Annotated in this window: 16 protein-coding genes; 12 read left to right on the forward strand and 4 right to left on the reverse strand. The window is 67.0% G+C overall.

Annotation, left to right across the window (positions count from 1 at the left end; translation table 11 throughout):
* Nucleotides 1–137: 137 nt before the first annotated feature.
* Nucleotides 138–1448 carry a 3-phosphoshikimate 1-carboxyvinyltransferase gene (aroA, locus tag JZ792_RS07160; protein ID WP_216908082.1) on the forward strand — a complete coding sequence of 437 codons (1311 nt, stop codon included), beginning with the start codon at nucleotides 138–140 and terminating at the stop codon, nucleotides 1446–1448.
* A gap of 19 nt (nucleotides 1449–1467) precedes the next feature.
* Nucleotides 1468–2460 carry a ribosome small subunit-dependent GTPase A gene (rsgA, locus tag JZ792_RS07165; protein ID WP_216908083.1) on the forward strand — a complete coding sequence of 331 codons (993 nt, stop codon included), beginning with the start codon at nucleotides 1468–1470 and terminating at the stop codon, nucleotides 2458–2460.
* A 12-nt stretch (nucleotides 2461–2472) separates the two neighbouring features.
* Here the strand turns inward: rsgA and JZ792_RS07170 are convergent, their stop codons facing one another.
* On the reverse strand, nucleotides 2473–2916 hold the full coding sequence (locus tag JZ792_RS07170) for a hypothetical protein (protein ID WP_216908084.1): 444 nt from the start codon (nucleotides 2914–2916) through the stop codon (nucleotides 2473–2475).
* 306 nt (nucleotides 2917–3222) lie between these two features.
* Between JZ792_RS07170 and JZ792_RS07175 the strand changes: the two genes are divergently transcribed.
* A complete protein-coding gene (locus JZ792_RS07175) occupies nucleotides 3223–3633 on the forward strand; it encodes a DUF732 domain-containing protein (protein ID WP_216908085.1) in 411 nt (136 codons plus the stop codon).
* Between the two features lie 59 nt (nucleotides 3634–3692).
* Here the strand turns inward: JZ792_RS07175 and secA are convergent, their stop codons facing one another.
* Entirely contained in the window at nucleotides 3693–6542 is a 2850-nt protein-coding gene (gene secA / locus JZ792_RS07180; RefSeq protein ID WP_216908086.1) for a preprotein translocase subunit SecA, read from the reverse strand.
* A 536-nt stretch (nucleotides 6543–7078) separates the two neighbouring features.
* On the opposite strand from secA, the gene JZ792_RS07185 reads away from it, so the two are divergent.
* From JZ792_RS07185 to bluB, 6 genes are all read left to right on the forward strand, one after another.
* Nucleotides 7079–8485 (forward strand): WS/DGAT/MGAT family O-acyltransferase, encoded by a 1407-nt coding sequence (locus tag JZ792_RS07185; RefSeq protein ID WP_216908087.1) that lies wholly within the window; start codon nucleotides 7079–7081, stop codon nucleotides 8483–8485.
* Between the two features lie 19 nt (nucleotides 8486–8504).
* Complete coding sequence (locus tag JZ792_RS07190; protein WP_438804301.1) at nucleotides 8505–9077, forward strand: DUF6912 family protein; 573 nt, start codon at nucleotides 8505–8507, stop codon at nucleotides 9075–9077.
* Between the two features lie 121 nt (nucleotides 9078–9198).
* On the forward strand, nucleotides 9199–10335 hold the full coding sequence (locus JZ792_RS07195; protein ID WP_216908088.1) for a ferredoxin reductase: 1137 nt from the start codon (nucleotides 9199–9201) through the stop codon (nucleotides 10333–10335).
* A 101-nt stretch (nucleotides 10336–10436) separates the two neighbouring features.
* A complete protein-coding gene (locus JZ792_RS07200) occupies nucleotides 10437–11900 on the forward strand; it encodes a fatty acid desaturase family protein (protein WP_216908090.1) in 1464 nt (487 codons plus the stop codon).
* A 129-nt stretch (nucleotides 11901–12029) separates the two neighbouring features.
* Complete coding sequence (locus JZ792_RS07205; RefSeq protein WP_216908092.1) at nucleotides 12030–13280, forward strand: fatty acid desaturase family protein; 1251 nt, start codon at nucleotides 12030–12032, stop codon at nucleotides 13278–13280.
* A 68-nt stretch (nucleotides 13281–13348) separates the two neighbouring features.
* Nucleotides 13349–13975, forward strand: coding sequence for a 5,6-dimethylbenzimidazole synthase (bluB, locus tag JZ792_RS07210; RefSeq protein WP_216908190.1), 627 nt, complete (start codon nucleotides 13349–13351; stop codon nucleotides 13973–13975).
* Nucleotides 13976–13986: 11 nt separating this feature from the next.
* Here bluB and JZ792_RS07215 read toward each other — a convergent pair whose 3' ends face one another.
* Complete coding sequence (locus JZ792_RS07215; RefSeq protein ID WP_216908094.1) at nucleotides 13987–15279, reverse strand: acetyl-CoA C-acyltransferase; 1293 nt, start codon at nucleotides 15277–15279, stop codon at nucleotides 13987–13989.
* A 377-nt stretch (nucleotides 15280–15656) separates the two neighbouring features.
* Between JZ792_RS07215 and JZ792_RS07220 the strand changes: the two genes are divergently transcribed.
* The 3 genes from JZ792_RS07220 to JZ792_RS07230 are packed head-to-tail and all read left to right on the forward strand — an operon-like array spanning nucleotide 15657 to nucleotide 17356.
* The gene (locus tag JZ792_RS07220; RefSeq protein WP_216908096.1) at nucleotides 15657–16352 is read left to right on the forward strand and encodes a helix-turn-helix domain-containing protein; all 696 of its coding nucleotides are present in this window, start codon (nucleotides 15657–15659) and stop codon (nucleotides 16350–16352) included.
* The gene (locus tag JZ792_RS07225; RefSeq protein ID WP_216908098.1) at nucleotides 16353–16787 is read left to right on the forward strand and encodes a hypothetical protein; all 435 of its coding nucleotides are present in this window, start codon (nucleotides 16353–16355) and stop codon (nucleotides 16785–16787) included. It abuts the gene before it with no gap.
* 53 nt (nucleotides 16788–16840) lie between these two features.
* Nucleotides 16841–17356, forward strand: a complete 516-nt coding sequence (locus JZ792_RS07230; protein WP_254189433.1) for a hypothetical protein — start codon at nucleotides 16841–16843, stop codon at nucleotides 17354–17356.
* Between the two features lie 54 nt (nucleotides 17357–17410).
* On the opposite strand, the gene hpf is transcribed toward JZ792_RS07230, so the two are convergent.
* Nucleotides 17411–18100 carry a ribosome hibernation-promoting factor, HPF/YfiA family gene (hpf, locus tag JZ792_RS07235; RefSeq protein ID WP_216908194.1) on the reverse strand — a complete coding sequence of 230 codons (690 nt, stop codon included), beginning with the start codon at nucleotides 18098–18100 and terminating at the stop codon, nucleotides 17411–17413.
* Nucleotides 18101–18166: the final 66 nt, after the last annotated feature.

Below are 18166 nucleotides of genomic sequence, written 5' to 3' on the forward strand. Positions count from 1 at the left end.
GACAATGCCGAGCGGGGCGCGGGATCTCGATCCCCGCGCCCCGCTCGTGTGCCCGCACCGCGCCCACGGTCGTCGCGAACGACGCGAGGACCGAAATTACCGGCCAGTTCACGACCGCCCGCGTGTCCGGTCGGCGGATGGGCGAAGATGGTGACGTGACCTATTGGCCAGCGCCCCATGTCGATGTCCCAGTCCACGCGAACGTCACCCTGCCCGGATCCAAATCCATCACCAACCGCGCGCTGATCCTGGCCGCGCTGGCGGACGGGCCTTCGACCATCACCGGTGCGCTGCGCAGCAGGGATACCGACCTGATGATCGGCGCTCTGCGCGCGCTCGGCGCCGATATCACCGGCGAGGCCGAGACGCTCACCGTCGTCCCCGCGGCATTGGGCGCGGGTTCGGTCGACTGCGGTCTCGCGGGCACGGTGATGCGCTTCCTGCCGCCGGTCGCGGCGTTGGCGAACGGCGACGTCGCCTTCGACGGCGACGCGCAGGCGAGAGTGCGTCCGCTGCGGACCATCCTGGACGCGCTGCGCGGGCTCGGCGCGGATATCGACGGCGACACGCTGCCCTTCGTCGTCCGCGGCAAGGGCGGGTTGCGCGGCGGCTCGGTCACCATCGATGCTTCGGGTTCGTCGCAGTTCATCTCGGGTCTGCTGCTCTCGGCCGCCCGCTTCGACGAGGGACTGATCGTCCATCACGACGGCAAGGCACTGCCGTCGATGCCGCATATCGAGATGACGGTGGAGATGCTGCGCCGCGCCGACGTGGAGGTGCAGACCCCCGCCGACAGCCGCGACGCGCAGACCTGGACGGTGCGGCCCGGCCCGATCAGGGCCGTGGACTGGGATATCGAACCGGATCTGTCCAACGCGACGCCGTTCCTGGCAGCGGCGGCCGTCACCGGCGGCGAGGTCAGCATTCCGCACTGGCCACGGCTCACCACCCAGCCCGGTGACGTGATCCGGGAGATCCTGGTACGGATGGGCGCGGAGGCGCGCATCTTCGACGGTGTGCTCACCGTGCGCGGACCGGACCGCCTCGCGGGCATCGATATCGACCTGCACGACGTCGGCGAGCTGACCCCGACCGTGGCCGCGCTCGCCGCACTCGCCGATTCGCCGTCGTGGTTGCGCGGTATCTCGCATCTGCGCGGCCACGAGACCGACCGGCTCGCGGCGCTGTCGACCGAGATCAACCGGCTCGGCGGCAAGGTGACCGAAACCGAGGACGGACTCGAGATCGAGCCCGCCGAATTGCACGGCGGCCGTTGGCATTCCTACGCCGACCACCGGATGGCGACCGCGGGCGCGATTCTCGGGCTCCGGGTGCCGGATATCGAGATCGAGGACATCGGCACGACCGCGAAGACCCTGCCGAATTTCGTCTCGCTGTGGGAGCGGATGCTCGACACCGCGTTATCCGGGCCGGGAGTGGCGCGCTGAACGTCAGCGGGGCTCGGCCGTGAGCCGCAAGGTAGCCAGCTACGACGAAACCGACGTGCGGGTTCGTGCGGGCAAGAGTTCACGGCCGAGGACCAAGACCAGGCCCAGGCATAACGACGCCGAGGCCGCGATGGTCGTCGCGGTGGATCGCGGCCGGTGGGGATGCGTTCTCGACGGTGATCCGGACCGGCGCATCGTCGCGATGCGCGCCCGTGAACTGGGGCGGACCCCGATCGTGGTCGGCGATCAGGTCGACGTGGTCGGTGATCTGTCCGGAGCCACGGACACGCTGGCGCGCATCGTCCGGGTCTCCGATCGCACGACGGTGCTGCGCCGCACCGCCGACGACACCGATCCCTTCGAACGCGTCGTCGTCGGCAACGCCGAACAATTGTTCATCGTGGTGGCCCTGGCCGATCCGCCGCCGCGCACCGGATTCGTCGAACGCGCCATGGTCGCGGCGTTCGCCGGTGGCCTGCGGCCGATCCTGTGCCTGACCAAACACGATCTGGACGCCGAATCCGAATTCGCCGCCGCCTTCGACGATCTCGACTTCACCATCATCTACGGCGGCGTCGACGACCCCATCGAGCCGGTTCTCGAGTTGCTCGACGGAAAACTCACCGCCTTCATCGGGCATTCCGGCGTCGGCAAGTCGACGCTGGTGAATCGCCTTGTGCCGGAAGCAGAACGGGCGGTCGGCGAGGTGTCCGGTGTCGGCAAGGGCAAGCACACGTCGACCCAATCGGTGGCGCTGCCGCTGCCGAACGGGGGCTGGGTCATCGATACGCCCGGTATCCGCTCGTTCGGGCTCGCCCACATCACCCCCGACGACGTGATCGCCGCATTCGACGACCTGGCCGCCGCCATCGAGGACTGTCCGCGCGGTTGCACCCATCTGGGCCCGCCGACCGATCCCGAATGCGCGCTCGACCAACTCCCCGGCAAGGAACGGCGCGTCGCCGCGATCCGCCTGCTACTCGAGGCCCTCAATACGAACGAGGCGTGGTAACCGGGTCGGCGCTCAGCCGGTGTGTTTGCGCACCGTCTCCTCCCAGATCGCCTGGGGTGCGGGGAATTGCCGTGACAGCACCCGGTGTTCGAGGTTGTGCGCGGCTCTCGTCGCGGCCAGCGTGCTGACGTATCGGTAGAGCGCCAGCGCCGCGAGCACCCCGCACAGCACCGTGGCCCATACCCGATCGCGCCAGTACACCCCGGCGACGACCGCCGCGGCCAGGACGCCGAGCGCGACGACGGTGATCCCGAGTCCGTGCAGGATGGATCGGCGGATCAGCAGCCGCCGCCGGTTCCGCAGGAAGGCCTCGTACCACCCGTTCGCCTCGTGTACCAGCGACCGGGCGGCCTCGGGGGCGTCCACCGACAGTCCGGACTCCAGTTCGTCGCGCCACTGCCAATACCCCTGTTCGGTGAATCGGGGAAAGTCGCGCGGAGATTCGTTGTCGCCCATACCGTGGACGGTACGGCCAGGGCCTGCGCATCGCCCGCCACACCGTCCCGGCCCCGGAAGACCGCTACAGGACCGCCCGGTATTCCGGGCTCAGCGCGAACGCTTCCCCCTCGAATTCGGTGATTACAGACCGAAAACCACTCGGTTCCCCAATGTTTGCCGAAGAATCGCGAAACCCTCAGTCCGCTCGAGCTTTCCGATATGTTGTGCCCCGAACAGGGGGTTTCTTTTCGATACCGTCTGCCCGTCGCTCGGGACCGCGTCGGCCGGAGATAGCTCTGCTCACGAGAATTCGAGAGGACGAGGATGACCGCACCGCTCGACACGCGATACCTATCGAGAACAGTGCGCACGATTCTGGGCAGTACCCTCGCGTGCGCCGCGCTGTTCGCGGGCGGCGCGCACGGCGCCCACGCGGCGCCCGCCGTGGATTCCACCAGCAGCGACGCCGATTCGGCGGCCAAGGGCAATCCCGGTCCCGCGCGCAATGCCGCCGACCTGTTGTTCCTGCGGCGGACCGACTACGACGACGCCGACTATCCGACGCAGGACGCCGCGATCGAACTGGCCCAGGCCGAATGCAAATACCTCGACACCCACGGCAACACGGCGCGCAATCGCATGCGCCTCGCCGAGCAGACCAGACCCGCCGTGAAATACCCGTACCTGTTCCTGGAAGCCGCCGTCGACGCGGTCTGTCCGTGGAACCGGCTCTGACCCGGTGAAAGGAAAGCGCCCACGGATCGAGATCCGTGGGCGCTTTCGATATTCCCGACTCAGTGCTTGCGACGCGATTTGGGCGAGCGGCCCGACTTGGCCTGCGCCCGAGCGGCCTCGCGACGCTCACGGCGGGTGGTGCCCGCACCGTCGTCGTCGCCGTACTCCTGGACGTCGTCGTGGACCGCGGCGTGCCCACCGTCGTCCGGGCCCGCCGGGCCGGAGTAGCTGTAGCCGCGCGGGCTGGGATCGCCGATTCCCTTGGCGCGCAACGCCGCCGGTGCGCCGTTGGCGGCCGGAGCCTTCTCGGTCGACACCGGTGGACGCGGTGCGGTGGCGCCGACCGGCGAACGCAGACCCGGATCGATGGCGACACCTTCGGGTTGCGGCTGCTGCACCTCGACCTGGAGGTTGAACAGGAAGCCGACCGACTCCTCCTTCAGCCCCTCCAACATCGCGGCGAACATGTCGAAACCCTCGCGCTGGTACTCGACGAGCGGATCGCGCTGCGCCATGGCGCGCAGGCCGATGCCCTCCTTGAGGTAGTCCATCTCGTAGAGGTGTTCGCGCCATTTGCGGTCGAGTACCGACAGCAGCACCTGACGTTCGAGGTTGCGCATGGAACCCTCGCCCGCGAGACCGTCGATCTCCTGCTCACGCTTGGCGTACGCGTCGTGCGCGTCGTCGAGCAGCGCCTCGGCCAGTTCGTCCTTGGACAGGTCGCCCGCCTCGCCGACCTCGGTTTCGCCGGTCAGCTCCTTGGCGTCGACGCTCACCGGGTACAGCGTCTTCAACGCGGTCCACAGTTTGTCCAGATCCCAGTCCTCGACGTAACCCTCGGCGGTGGCGCCGTCCACGTAGGCGGTGACCACGTCCGTGATCATCTCCTGGACCTGGCCTTCCATATCCTCGCCGCGCAGGATCCGGTTGCGCTCGCCGTAGATGATGGTGCGCTGCTGGTTCATGACCTCGTCGTACTTGAGGACGTTCTTGCGGATCTCGAAGTTCTGCTGCTCGACCTGGGTCTGCGCGCTCTTGATGGCCTTGGACACCATCTTGGCCTCGATCGGCACGTCGTCGGGCAGATTCAGGCGGGTCATGATCGACTCGAGGGCCGCGCCGTTGAAGCGCCGCATCAACTCGTCGCCCAGCGACAGGTAGAAGCGGGATTCACCCGGATCGCCCTGACGGCCGGAGCGACCGCGCAGCTGGTTGTCGATACGCCGCGACTCGTGCCGTTCGGTGCCGAGCACATAGAGCCCGCCCGCGTCGCGCACCGCGTCGGCGTCCTCCTCGGTCTGCGCCTTGACCTGATCCAGGGCCGAATGCCACGCCGCCTCGTACTGTTCGGCGGTCTCGACCGGATCCAGGCCCTGCTTGCGCAGCAGGATGTCGGCGATGATGTCCGGGTTGCCGCCGAGCACGATATCGGTACCACGACCGGCCATATTGGTCGCGACGGTCACCGCGCCGGGCCGACCGGCCTCGGCGATGATCTCGGCTTCCTTCTCGTGGAATTTCGCGTTGAGCACGTTGTGCGGGATACCGCGCTTGGTGAACTGCTTGGACAGGTACTCCGAGCGCTCGACGCTCGTGGTACCGATCAGCACCGGCTGGCCCTTCTCGTGCCGCTCGGTGACGTCATCGACCACGGCCGCGAATTTGGCCTCTTCGGTCTTGTAGATCAGGTCCGACTGATCAGCGCGCACCATCGCCCGGTTGGTCGGGATCGGGACGACGCCGAGGTTGTAGATCGAGTGCAGCTCGGCGGCCTCGGTCTCGGCGGTACCGGTCATACCCGAGAGCTTGTCGTAGAGGCGGAAGTAGTTCTGCAACGTGATCGTGGCCAGGGTCTGGTTCTCCGGCTGGATCTCGACGCCTTCCTTGGCCTCGATCGCCTGGTGCATACCCTCGTTGTAGCGACGTCCGACCAGGATGCGCCCGGTGAACTCGTCGACGATGATGACCTCGCCGTCGCGGACGATGTAATCCTTGTCGCGGTTGTACAACTCCTTGGCCTTGATGGAGTTGTTCAGGTAGCTGACCAGCGGGGAGTTCGCCGCTTCGTAGAGATTGTCGATGCCGAGCTGATCCTCGACGAATTCCACGCCCGCCTCGTGCACGCCGATGGTGCGCTTCTTGATGTCGACCTCGTAGTGCAGGTCCTTCTTGAGCAGCGGGGCGATACGCGCGAATTCGGCGTACCACTTGGAGGAGGCGTCGGCCGGACCTGAGATGATCAGCGGGGTGCGGGCCTCGTCGATCAGGATGGAGTCGACCTCGTCGACCACGGCGAAGTTGTGCCCGCGCTGCACCAGATCGTCCAGCGAATGGGTCATGTTGTCGCGCAGGTAGTCGAAGCCGAACTCGTTGTTCGTGCCGTAGGTGATGTCGGCGGCGTAGGCCTGGCGGCGCTGGGCCGGATTCATCCCGCCCAGGATGACGCCGACCTCGAGACCGAGGAAGCGGTGCACGCGGCCCATCCACTCCGCGTCGCGCTTGGCCAGGTAGTCGTTGACCGTGACGACGTGCACACCCTCGCCGGACAGCGCGTTCAGGTAGGCCGGGAGCACACAGGTCAGGGTTTTGCCCTCACCGGTCTTCATCTCGGCGATATTGCCGAGATGCAGGGCGGCGCCACCCATGAGCTGAACCTTGTAGTGCTTCTGGTTCAGTACGCGCCACGATGCCTCGCGGGCCACCGCGAATGCTTCGAGCAGGAGGTCGTCGAGGGTCTCGCCCTCGGCGTAGCGCTCCTTCAACTCGCCGGTCTTGGCCTGGAGTTCGGCATCGGTGAGCAGCTCGATCTCCGACCCGAGTTCGAGGACCTCGTCCGCGACGTGGGCCAGCCGCTTGACCGTGCGGCCCTCACCAATCCGTAGCAACCTCGTCAGTGTCAGCGCAGGCACGGGTCTCGTCAGTCCTCTGGTCGGTGTGTCATGTGTACGGCCCCCACCCGGGTCGGGCGGTGTGCGCGGCCGGTGCGCACGCACTCCGCCGGGAACGACGGAATCCGCAGCACGCTCCATGCTAATGCCGCACCCATGGTAGGCGCCGGTGACCTGCGTCGTGGCTGCTCGCCCGACTCCGTCACCGGGCCGTGGGACGTTCGCCTTCACCGTACTCGTCGCGGGTGCGCGCGGCGGCGGGTGCGCCGTACGATGTAAGACGTCCGCAGCCGCTCGCCGCGCATTCCCCCTCCCCCTGTGATCGAATCGGGAGACCGGAGACGTTCGGAGACGGTCGGCCACGACGAGGGCACGGGTAAAGGAATGCGTCCATTTCGCTTGATATGCCACAAGAACGCCTACGGTTCGTTGTAGCGCACCACAATGAGGCGTTGTACCGGGGCACACCGCGCGGCGGAATCGCGAAGACGCGGTGTGCGAGCAGGCGGAACGCGGGCGGCCGGGGTGCAGTGCAGCGGAAGGGAGTACCGGGCAGCGTGATCACGAGACTGACGCCGCAGGACGCGTCGTTCTATCGGCTCGAGTCGAGCAGCAATCCGATCCATATCGGCTCCCTCGCGATCGTCCGGAACACCGACGACGAATCATCGCTGGACTACGACAGCCTGGTGGATCTGGTCGAGAGCAGGCTCTCGCTGGTCCCCCGCTACCGACGCAAGGTGCGCGAGATCCCGCTGGCCCTCGGCAGGCCGGTGTGGGTGGAGGACAGCCGCTTCGACATCACCTACCACGTCCGCCGCTCCGCGCTGCCGAGTCCCGGCACCGACGACCAGTTGCACGACCTGGTCGCCCGGCTGGCCTCGCGACCGCTCGACCAGGGCAGACCGCTGTGGGAGATGAATCTGATCGAAGGACTTTCCGACGGTCGCAGCGCGATCTTCACGAAAACCCATTCGGCGCTGGTCGACGGGGAGAGCGCGCTCGAGATCGGGCACGTGATCCTCGACACCAGCCCGTCGCCGCGCGGTCTCGCCGACGACGCCTGGGTCGCCCCGCGCGAACCCAACGAGGTGGAACTGCTGGTCGGCGCGCTCGGCCATCTGGCGGCGCAGCCGCGCGAGGCGCTCGAAGTCGTCCGGGGGGCGAGCGCGGACGCCTTCGCCATGGTCGCCGCGGCGGGCCGCGCGGTGGATTCGGTGGTCACCGCGGTCAAGGCCGCGACGGCGGGCGCACCCGACAGCCCCCTGAACGCCAAGACCTCGCGCAGCCGCCGTTTCGATGTGGCCCGGACCGACCTCGAGGACTACCGCAAGATCCGCAAGCGGTTCGACTGCTCGATCAACGACGTGATCCTCGCCGTGGTGACCGGCGCGCTGCGGAACTGGCTGCTCTCGCGCGACGAGGCGCTCACCGAACAGGCCACCCTGCGCGCGGTGGTGCCGATGTCGGTGTACCTGGAGGATCCGAACGGCGATCAGCTCAATCCGGCGGGCGAGGTCTCCTCGTTCCTCATCGATCTTCCGGTGGGCGAACCCAATCCGGTGATGCGCCTGTCGCACATCTCGCACGCGACCGACGCCAACAACCGGCATCGCCGCGGTGTGCGCGCCCGCACCCTGGTGCATCTGGCCGGGTTCGCTCCGGCGAGCCTGCACGCGGTCAGTGTCAGGGCGGCGAGTACGTTCGCAGAGCACACGTTCAACTTGGTGATCACCAACGCGCCGGGTCCGCAGACGCCGATGTATATCGGTGGCGCGCGGATGCTGGAGATGTATCCGGTGTCGCCGCTGCTGCGCAGGCAGGCTTCGAGTATCGGGATCACGTCCTACGACGGGCACGTCTTCTACGGACTCAACGCCGACCGCGACGCGATGGCCGATATCGGAGTGCTCGCCGCGGCGGTGCACGAGTCCATGGAGGAGATGCTCGGTGCCTGCGTCTGACAAATCCGATCGCCCCGCGATTCGGGTCTACATCCCGGCGACGGTGCCGATGCTGCGCGGGTTGGTCGCGGACCGGGAGATGTTCCCGATCGGCGGCACGGCGTTCGCGGTCACCCCCGCGCTCCGCGAGGCGTACGCCTCCGGCGACGACGACGAACTGGCCGAGGTCGCCATGGTCGAGGCGGCGCGCGCGTCGCTGCGACTGCTCGCGGCCGAACGCGACGATTTCGTCGGCGGCGGGGATTCCGGCGATGCCGAGAGCGGCGATATCGATGACGCCTCGGGCGCCGCGTCGGCGAGCAGCCCGGTGTACCGGCGCGCGGTCGTCGCCGCGGACGTGACGGGCACGAAACTGCGGCCGGACCTCGATGACGCCGTGGTCAAACTCGCGGGGCCGATCACCTACAACCAGATCGCCTCGGTGCACGTCGACCTGGCGGAGGCCGAGCCCCAGGTCGCCAAGGCCGTCGACGTGGTCGACGCCGCCGACCTCGGCGATACCGACGCCGAATTCGTCCTCGGCGACGCCGAGGACCATCAGCTGGCCTGGTACGCCGCCCAGGAACTGCCGTTCCTGCTCGAACTGCTGTAGGCGGAACGGACCCGCGCGGACCGATCGGCCGTCGCCCGACCGACACAACCTACGATGCCGTAACCTTGCGGACAGACGGCACCGACGGTGGCCGCACGACAAGAGAGACGAACGGCACCGAATGGTCTTCAAGAATGTCCGCGAGTGGCTGGAGGCTCCGGCCGCGAGTGTCGCCGAGCGCGGCGGCAGGCTGAATGTGCTGCGCGGCGCCGTCGCGCGGGTCACCACACCGCTGCTGCCCGACGACTACCTGCACCTGGCCAATCCGCTGTGGTCGGCCCGGGAATTACGCGGCCGCATCGTGGAGGTGCGCAAGGAGACCGCCGATTCCGCGACGCTGGTCATCAAGCCGGGGTGGGGTTTCGATTTCAAGTACCAGCCGGGTCAATACGTCGGCATCGGCATCCTGGTCGAGGGCCGCTGGCACTGGCGCTCGTATTCACTGACCTGTCCGCCGAACTGGACCGAACCCGGCCGCGGCGGTGGACGTCTGATCTCCATCGCCGTGAAGGCCATGCCGGAGGGTTTTCTCTCCAGCCATCTCGTCGGCGGTGTGTCCGAGGGCACCATCGTCCGATTGCAGGCGCCGCAGGGCGGATTCGTGCTGCCCGATCCGCCGCCGGAGAAGGTGCTGTTCCTCACCGCGGGCAGTGGCATCACTCCCGTCATGGCGATGCTGCGGGCCATGGACCGCAGGGACCGGGTCACCGATGTGGCGCACCTGCATTCGGCGCGCACCGCCGAGGATGTGATGTTCGGCGCGGAACTGCGCGACATGCACGACCGTCACCCGAGTTTCACCTCACACCTGCATCTGACCGGCGAGAACGGCAAATTCGCGCTCGCCGATCTGGACGAGCGTTTCCCCGACTGGCGCGAGCGCGACACCTGGGCCTGTGGCCCGGCGGGCATGCTCGACGAGATCGAATCCCATTGGCGCGCAGCGGGTCTGTCGGATCAGCTGCATGTCGAGCGGTTCGAGATCGCGCGGTCGGCGGTGGGCGAGGGCGGCACGGTGACCTTCGGCAGGACCGACCGCTCGGTCGAGGTCGACGGCGCGACCAGCCTGCTCGAGGCGGGTGAGTCGGTCGGTGTGCAGATGCCGTTCGGCTGTCGTATGGGCATCTGCCAAACCTGTGTCGTCACACTGAGTTCCGGTCATGCGCGAGATCTGCGCAACGGTGAGGAACGCCGCGAGGGCGACAAGGTTCAGACCTGCATCTCCGCCGCGGCGGGAAACTGCACACTCGACATCTGACAACGGCGGGACCGCGCAGCGCGCGGTCGCGTGCCGAGTAGCCGGACGCTACCCGGCACGGCGGGTACCCTCGGGGTACACGAGCCAGAGAAGGGACTCCGGTGGCAATCACCGATATCAAGGCGTTCGCCCACCTCACGGCCTCCGACATCGAGACCCTCGGCGATGAGCTCGATACCATTCGGCGGTCGGTCGAGCTGTCACGCGGAGAGCGTGACGCGAGATATATCCGCCGCACCATCGCAGCCCAGCGCGGGCTGGAAGTGGCGGCGCGCGCCGTTCTCTTCGGCAGCCGCAACCGCTGGGCCTGGCTCGCGGGCACCGCGATGCTCTCGGTGGCCAAGATCATCGAGAACATGGAGCTCGGGCACAACATCAGCCACGGCCAGTGGGACTGGATGAACGATCCGGAGATCCATTCGGGCACCTGGGAATGGGATCAGACCGGCCCGTCCTCGCAGTGGCGGCGAGCGCACAACTACTCCCACCACACCTACACCAATGTGCTGGGCAAGGACGAGGATCTCGGCTTCGGCATCCTGCGGATGACCCGCGACGAGCAGTGGCGCCCGATCCACCTGGTGCAGCCGGTAGCCAACCTGGTGCTCGCCGCCGGATTCGAGTGGGGTATCGCCCTGCACGACTGGGACATCGAGAAGCAGCTGTCGGGCACGCCGCCTCGCGAGCTCATGTCCGCCCCGAATCGCGAGTTCGGACGCAAGATCGCCCGCCAGGTCAGCAAGGATTTCCTGCTGTACCCCTTGCTGACCGGTCCGGCGTGGAAGTCGACGCTCAAGGCGAACGCCACCGCGAACCTGGTGAGGAACCTGTGGGCCTACGCGGTCATCTTCTGCGGCCACTTCCCCGACGGCGCCGAGAAATTCACCGTCGAACAGCTCGAGGGTGAGACCGGTGGCGAGTGGTACCTGCGCCAGATGCTCGGCAGTGCCAATTTCAAGGCCGGGCCCGCGATGGCGTTCATGAGCGGCAACCTCTGCTACCAGATCGAGCACCACCTGTTCCCCGACCTGCCGAGCAACCGATACGCCGAAGTGGCGGTGCGGGTGCGGGAGTTGTGCGACAAGTACGACCTGCCCTACACCACCGGGTCGCTGGGCAAGCAGTACCTGCTGGCGTTCCGGACCATCCACAAGCTCGCGCTGCCGGACCGCTTCCTCAAGCGCACCGCCGACGACGCTCCGGAAACCTCGTCGGAACGCAAATTCGCGGGTATCACCCTCCCGTCGCTGCCCACCGAACGCTGGACCGAGAATCATTGGCGGCCGGAGAACCATCGGGTAATGATCGACCCGGAGACCGGGCGACGTCGCGGGCTGCGTTCAGCGATGGCCGAGGCGAAGGTCGTATTGCGCGAGAAGGCCGAATACGAAAAAGGAGTCCTGCGCGAAGCCAAGCGGTCGCTGAAGGAGAAGGCGGAGCAGGAGAAGGTACTGCTGCGCGAGGCACGGGTGACGTTGCAGGAGAAGGCCCGCAACGAGCAGGCGACGCTGCGTCGCAAGGCCGTGCGGAAACGGATGTCACTGCGGCTGCGCCGCAACCGCTGACGCTCCGATTGGACCGATCGGCGGCGGGCGTCTAGCATTCCCCCAGCGACTCCGCAATGCGGTATTTACCACAATTCCGCATCCTCGCTCGCAACCTACGGTCACGTAACTTACGGTACTGTAACCAGCATGGCGATTTCGGATGTCAAGGAGTACGCGCACCTCACCGAAGCCGATGTGGAGGCACTCGGCGCGGAGTTCGACGCGATCCGCAGGGAGATCGAATCCTCCCGCGGAGTGAAGGACGCGCGCTACATCCGCAATGTCATCCGGCTTCAGCGCGCGCTCGAGATCAGCGGCCGCACCGTACTTTTCGCCAGTTTCCTGCCGCCCGCGTGGTTGGCGGGCGTGGCATTGCTCGGGACGGCCAAGATCATCGAGAACATGGAGATCGGGCATAACGTCATGCACGGCCAGTGGGACTGGATGAACGATCCCGAGATCCATTCCAGCTCGTGGGAGTGGGACAACACCGGGCCGTCCAAGCACTGGAAGCAGACCCACAACTACCTGCATCACAAGTACACCAACGTGCTCGGCATGGACGACGACATCGGCTACGGTCTGCTGCGCGTGACGCGCGACCAGCGCTGGAAGCCGTTCAATCTGGGCAACCCGGCCTACAACCTGCTGCTGCAACTGTTCTTCGAATACGGCGTCGCGATCCAGCACCTGGAATTGGGCAAACTCGCCGCGGGCCGCTACCCCGAGGGCTCCCCCGAGCGCGCCGAATTCGAACGCAAACGCGGCGAGGTGCTGGCCAAGATCGGCAAACAGGCGGGTAAGGACTACCTGCTGTTCCCGCTGCTGACCGGTCCCGCGTTCTTCACCACCCTGACCGCGAATATCGCCGCCAATATGGTGCGCAACGTCTGGACCAATGCCGTGATCTTCTGCGGCCACTTCCCCGACGGTGCCGAGAAGTTCACCAGGGCCGATATCGAGGGCGAGACCAAGGGCGAGTGGTACCTGCGCCAGATGCTCGGCAGCGCCAACATCTCCGGCGGCCCGGTCATCCATTTCATGAGCGGGAACCTGAGCCACCAGATCGAACACCATCTCTTCCCCGACCTGCCGAGTAATCGCTACGCCGATATCGCGGTTCGGGTTCGGGCGCTCGCCGAGAAATACGATCTGCCCTACACCACCGGATCGCTGCCGGTGCAGTACTTCAAGGCGTGGCGCACAATCGCCAAACTCGCGCTGCCCAACAAATATCTGCGCCACACCGCGGACGACGCTCCCGAGACGGCATCGGAACGTAAATTCGGCGGCGAGACCGCCCCGACATTCGATCCCGTCACCGGTAAGCGCCGCGGGCTGCGCACCGCGCTCGCCGAGGGGCGTCGCCGGATCGCCCGCGCCGTACCGATCGGCTGACCAACGGCGGGTCGGCTCACCGGCGCGGGACACCCGCCTGGTTGACTAGCCCCGTGTGTGCCGACCATATGAATATCTACGAGGCCATCCGGCTGCGCCGGGACGTGCGCGCCGAATTCACCGGTGAACTCGTCGACGACGAGACGCTGTGGCGAATCCTCGACGCCGGGCACCGGGCCCCGAGTGTCGGCAACTCGCAGCCGTGGGATTTCGTGGTGGTGCGCGACCGGTCGACGCTGCGGCGATTCGCCGACCACGTGGCCGACAAACGCGTCGAATTCCGCGACGCGTTACCGCCGGAGCGGGCCGAGACCTTCGATCCGATCAAGATCGAAGGCATCACCGAGAGCGGCACGGGCATCGTCGTCACCCATGACGATTCGCGCGGCGGCCCGGTGGTTCTGGGCCGCGCGACGGTTCCCGAGACCGGGGTCTACTCCACCGTGCTCGCCATCCAGAACCTGTGGCTGGCGGCCACCGCCGAAAGTGTCGGGGTCGGCTGGGTCTCGTTCTACGACGAGCCGTTCCTGTCCGACCTGATCGACCTGCCCGACCACATCCGACCCGTCGCCTGGCTCTGCGTCGGGCCCGTCGACGAATTCCAGACCGTGCCGGACCTGGAACGTTTCGGCTGGCGATCCGGCAGACCGCTCGCCGACGCCATACATCGGGAGACCTTCCGCGCGGATTCGTGAACGGCTCGCCGCTACACGCTTTCGAGCACCGCCGACGCCCCGATACCGCCCGCCGCGCAGATTCCGAGCAGTGCGGTGGATTTGCCGGTGCGAGCCAACTCGTTCGCCATGGTGGTGACCATGCGGGCTCCGGTCGCGCCGAACGGGTGGCCGAGTGACACCGAACCGCCGTGCACATTGAGCGTCTCGATATCGATCTCGCCCACCGCGGTGTCACGGCCGAGGCGCGTCTTGGCCCATTCGTCGCTGGCGAGGGCGCTCAGCACCGACAGCGTCTGCGCGGCGAACGCCTCGTGGATATCGACGAGGTCGATATCGGCCAGCGACATACCGGCCTTGTCGAGCGCTCTCGGCATGGAGATCGCGGGCCCGATCAGCACCTGATCGGCCGGATCGACGCTGACGTAACTCCATGAGCGGAAGGCCGCGAGCGGCCGGTAGCCCATGGCCTCGGCCGCGTCCTCGCTCATCAACAGCACCGCGGACGCGCCGTCGGTCAACGGGCTGGCATTACCCGCGGTGACGGTGCCGTCGGTCGCGAAAACCGGGGCGAGTTTCGCCAGCCGCTCGACGCTGGTGTCGGCACGGACGAGACCGTCCCGGTCGATATAGGCGCCGTCGGGTGTGCGCACCCGCAACACCTCGTCGTCGAAACGCCCGGACTCGATGGCCGCGGCGGCGCGACGGTGCGACCGCACGGCGAATTCGTCCTGTTCGCCGCGTCCGATCCCGTGGATTCGCGCCATCTTCTCGGCCGATTCACCCATCACCTCGCCGGTGGTGCGTTCGGCGATCCTCGGCCGGGCGGGCAGCAGATCGGTGAACGGGGCCAGTTGGCGAAGGGCGGCGAGGTAGTCCATCGGCTTCGGTTTGCCCAGTGCCAGTGGCGCGCCCGCGTGCACGAGTTTCTGGGGCAGTTTCACCTCGGCATTGCTGGTGGAATCACTGCCGCCCGCGATCATGATGTCGTATTCACCGCGCTCGATCGCGGCCGCGGCCGCGGTCACCGCCTGTAATCCGGACGCACAGGCCCTGGTGACCGTGTAGCCCTCGCAGCCGGGATCGAGTCTCAGGTCGAGTGCGATCTCGCGCGCGATATTCGGCGCGGCGCTGGGCAGGATCACCCCGCCCCACACGATCGCCTGCACCTGTCCACCGGGAAGCCCGGTGCGCTCCAGCAGTCCGCGCACGGCGGCGTCGGCCAGCGCGATCGAATCCATCCGCGTGTAATCGGTGAACGCGCGCACGAACGGTGTGCGCGCACCCGAGACGATCACGGCACGGCGAGCACCCTCGGCAGCCATGCGAGTTCCTTTCGACAGACCTGTTGCACCAAACTTACTTCAAAGTAAGTTTCAGGTCTACGGCGTGACCGGCCGAACGTCCGGCGCGACGTCGACGACGGACCCGGCGGCACCCCACGTGGTGATCGCCGCCGGGTCGCCATGGGCCCGGCCCGCGGCTCAGCGATCCCCTCCGAATCCGCTGAGCCTGCCGCGCGCCGTTGCGCGGCAGGCCGGGAGGTCGGCCCCGGTGAACGCCCCTGCTCGTCCCCGGAACCTGTGCGGCCGGCGTCGGGACGCTCGGCGCGAAAACACAGTAACAATGTTTCGACAGATTTCTCAAACACTTTCTATCAGCTTGCTATCGAACCCAAAAACGGCCTACGCTGAAACCCACTATGCAAAGCACTTCGGAGCTGTCGCGACAGAAGCGCTTCGGCCGGATCATCAGGGAGCGCCGGGACGAACTCGGCCTCACCCAGATCCAGATCGGCGACCTCGGCGGCCCGTCCGCCCCGACGATCAGGAAGATCGAGGACGGCGACTCCTCGATCAGCACGCACACCCTCAACAAACTCGACGTACCGCTCCGCTGGCGGCCCGGCAGCGCCGCCCGCACCTATGCGGGCGGCACACCGTCCGAAGCGCGGAACACGGATTCGGCGGGCAACGAATCGATCGTCTCCGGACCGGATTCGATCCGCTTCGAACTCGGCGATCTGACGGCCCTGCTCGCCGCCTCGGGCCGCCTCAACGACGCGATAGAACGCGGCCACACCGTCGAGCCGCACGTGGTGGCCGCCGTCGGAGATCTCAACGGCGTCGTCTCCCGGCTGTCCGCGCGCTACGCCACCGTCATGCTCGAACGCAACGGCGGTCCGGGACGGCAGCTGCACCCGCTGGTGGAGATGGCCTTTCAACATCTGCTCGAGGTCCCCGCCGAGGTGAGCGATCCGGCCGAACTCGACGAGCGCCGCTATCGTCGCTGGCTGGCGAACCGCGTCACCGATATCGACGCCGGTACCGAGGCCAGGTTCCGCGATCGGTGGTCGGCCGCCAACGGCGCGGCAGAATTCCGGAACGGCGAGGAATGAATGGTGAAGATGTCCGAGAACACCTCCGCGCATGAGCGATTGACGCTCAGTCGCAAGATCAACCGACTATTCGAGACGATGCATCCGCGCGCCGCACCGGAGCGCGCGTCGTCCTCGGTGGCCGAACAGGTGAGCACCACCCTGCACCGCACCGTCTCGGCACAGCACATCGACAGCATGCGCGACGGTGTCTTCGACGAGCGCGCCGTCGACGACGATGTGCTCGCGGCCATCGCGCACTGCTTCGGCGTCGAATCCGATTACCTCACCACCACCGGCGACGCCGCGCGGTCGATCGATCGCGAACTCGAACTGCTCGCGACCATGCGCGATGCCAATGTCGCCAGCATCGCGCTGCGCGGTTCGGATGTCGACCTCGACCGCCTCTCCCGGCTGATCGAGAGCACCGACCGACTCCGACCCACCACTCGGTAACATCGACACCCACACGGGGCGGGATCGTGGACTGTCGTAGGAGATCGCATCGTATGGCCGGTATGGACACCCGGTTCCGGGAACTCTCCCGGGACGTCTCGATTCCACGTCCGTGGAAGCTGAGCTCCTATATCGACGCGGTCGCCGAGTTCCGGGGACGGCCCATCACCCTGCATCCGGTGGATACCGTCGACCTCGCGGGAGCCGGGTGCGGCACCGGCAGCGGTCTGTGGATCGCCAAACAGGATTCCGATGTCATCGTCTACGGCGCCGACACCACCGAATGGCACGCCGAACATATCGTCGCCCACGAACTCGGCCACATGTTGCTCGGGCACGGACCCGATCGCGCCGACGGCGCCACGGCCGACCATACCCTGGCCGCGGTCACCGAACTGCTGCCGTCGATCAGCCCGGAATCCATCCGGCACGTGCTCGGCAGAACCGATTACGGCAGCAGTCGCGAACGCGACGCGGAGACCTTCGCCGACCTGGTGATGTTGCAGGCGCTGCGGCCGCGCCGCGATTCCCTGTTGCGCAGCACGTTCTTTCGCGATCGCCGACGGTAGGACAGCACTGCGCCCGGCCGGGCGTCGTGATCCGGCCGGGCATTTCGACGCGCGCTAGGTGAGCCGGATCAGGCCGTAGTCGAATGCGTGACGACGGTAGACCACCGAGGGACGGTCGGTCTCCTTGTCGTGGAAGAGGAAGAAGTCGTGGCCGACGAGTTCCATCTGATAGAGGGCGTCATCGACCGACATCGGAGTCGCGGTGTGCGCTTTGGTGCGCACGATATGGCCGGGTCCGGCCTCGTAATCCGTTGACTCCGTGGAATCCTCGCCGGGATGGGCATGGGTGTCCAGATCACCGCTGGCGAGGGCGAACAGTTGATCGTCGACGAGTTCCGCGGTCGCCTCGGCCACGGAGACGGGAGTTTTCTCACCGTAGTGGACACGCCTGCGGTCCTTGGTGCGGCGCAGGCGGCTCTCGAGTTTGGCCGTCGCGGATTCGAGGGCGGCGTAGAAACTGTCCGCGCACGCTTCGGCCCTGGCGACCGGACCTTTACCCCGCGCGGTGATCTCCACGCGCTGGCAACTCTTGCGCTGACGACGGTTGCGTTCGTGGAACAGCTCGACGTCGAAGATGAAGATCGACGGATCGAAGCGTTCGAGACGGGAGAGCTTCTCCGAGACGTAGATTCGGTAGTGGTCGGGCACCTCGACGTTGCGGCCCTTGACCACGACGTCGGCGCGAGGAGTCGGTGCTCGATCCTCGTCGGGGGACTCTTGCGAATACGCGGCACCGGGGTCCAGTACCGAGGAATTGGAATCTTTCACTGAAGGTCGTGAAGTCGTCACGCGTACCTCCCGGATCTGGCC

Origin of the sequence: Nocardia noduli (assembly GCF_019038455.1) — a bacterium.
In the GTDB taxonomy this organism is placed as follows: Bacteria; Actinomycetota; Actinomycetes; order Mycobacteriales; family Mycobacteriaceae; genus Nocardia; species Nocardia noduli.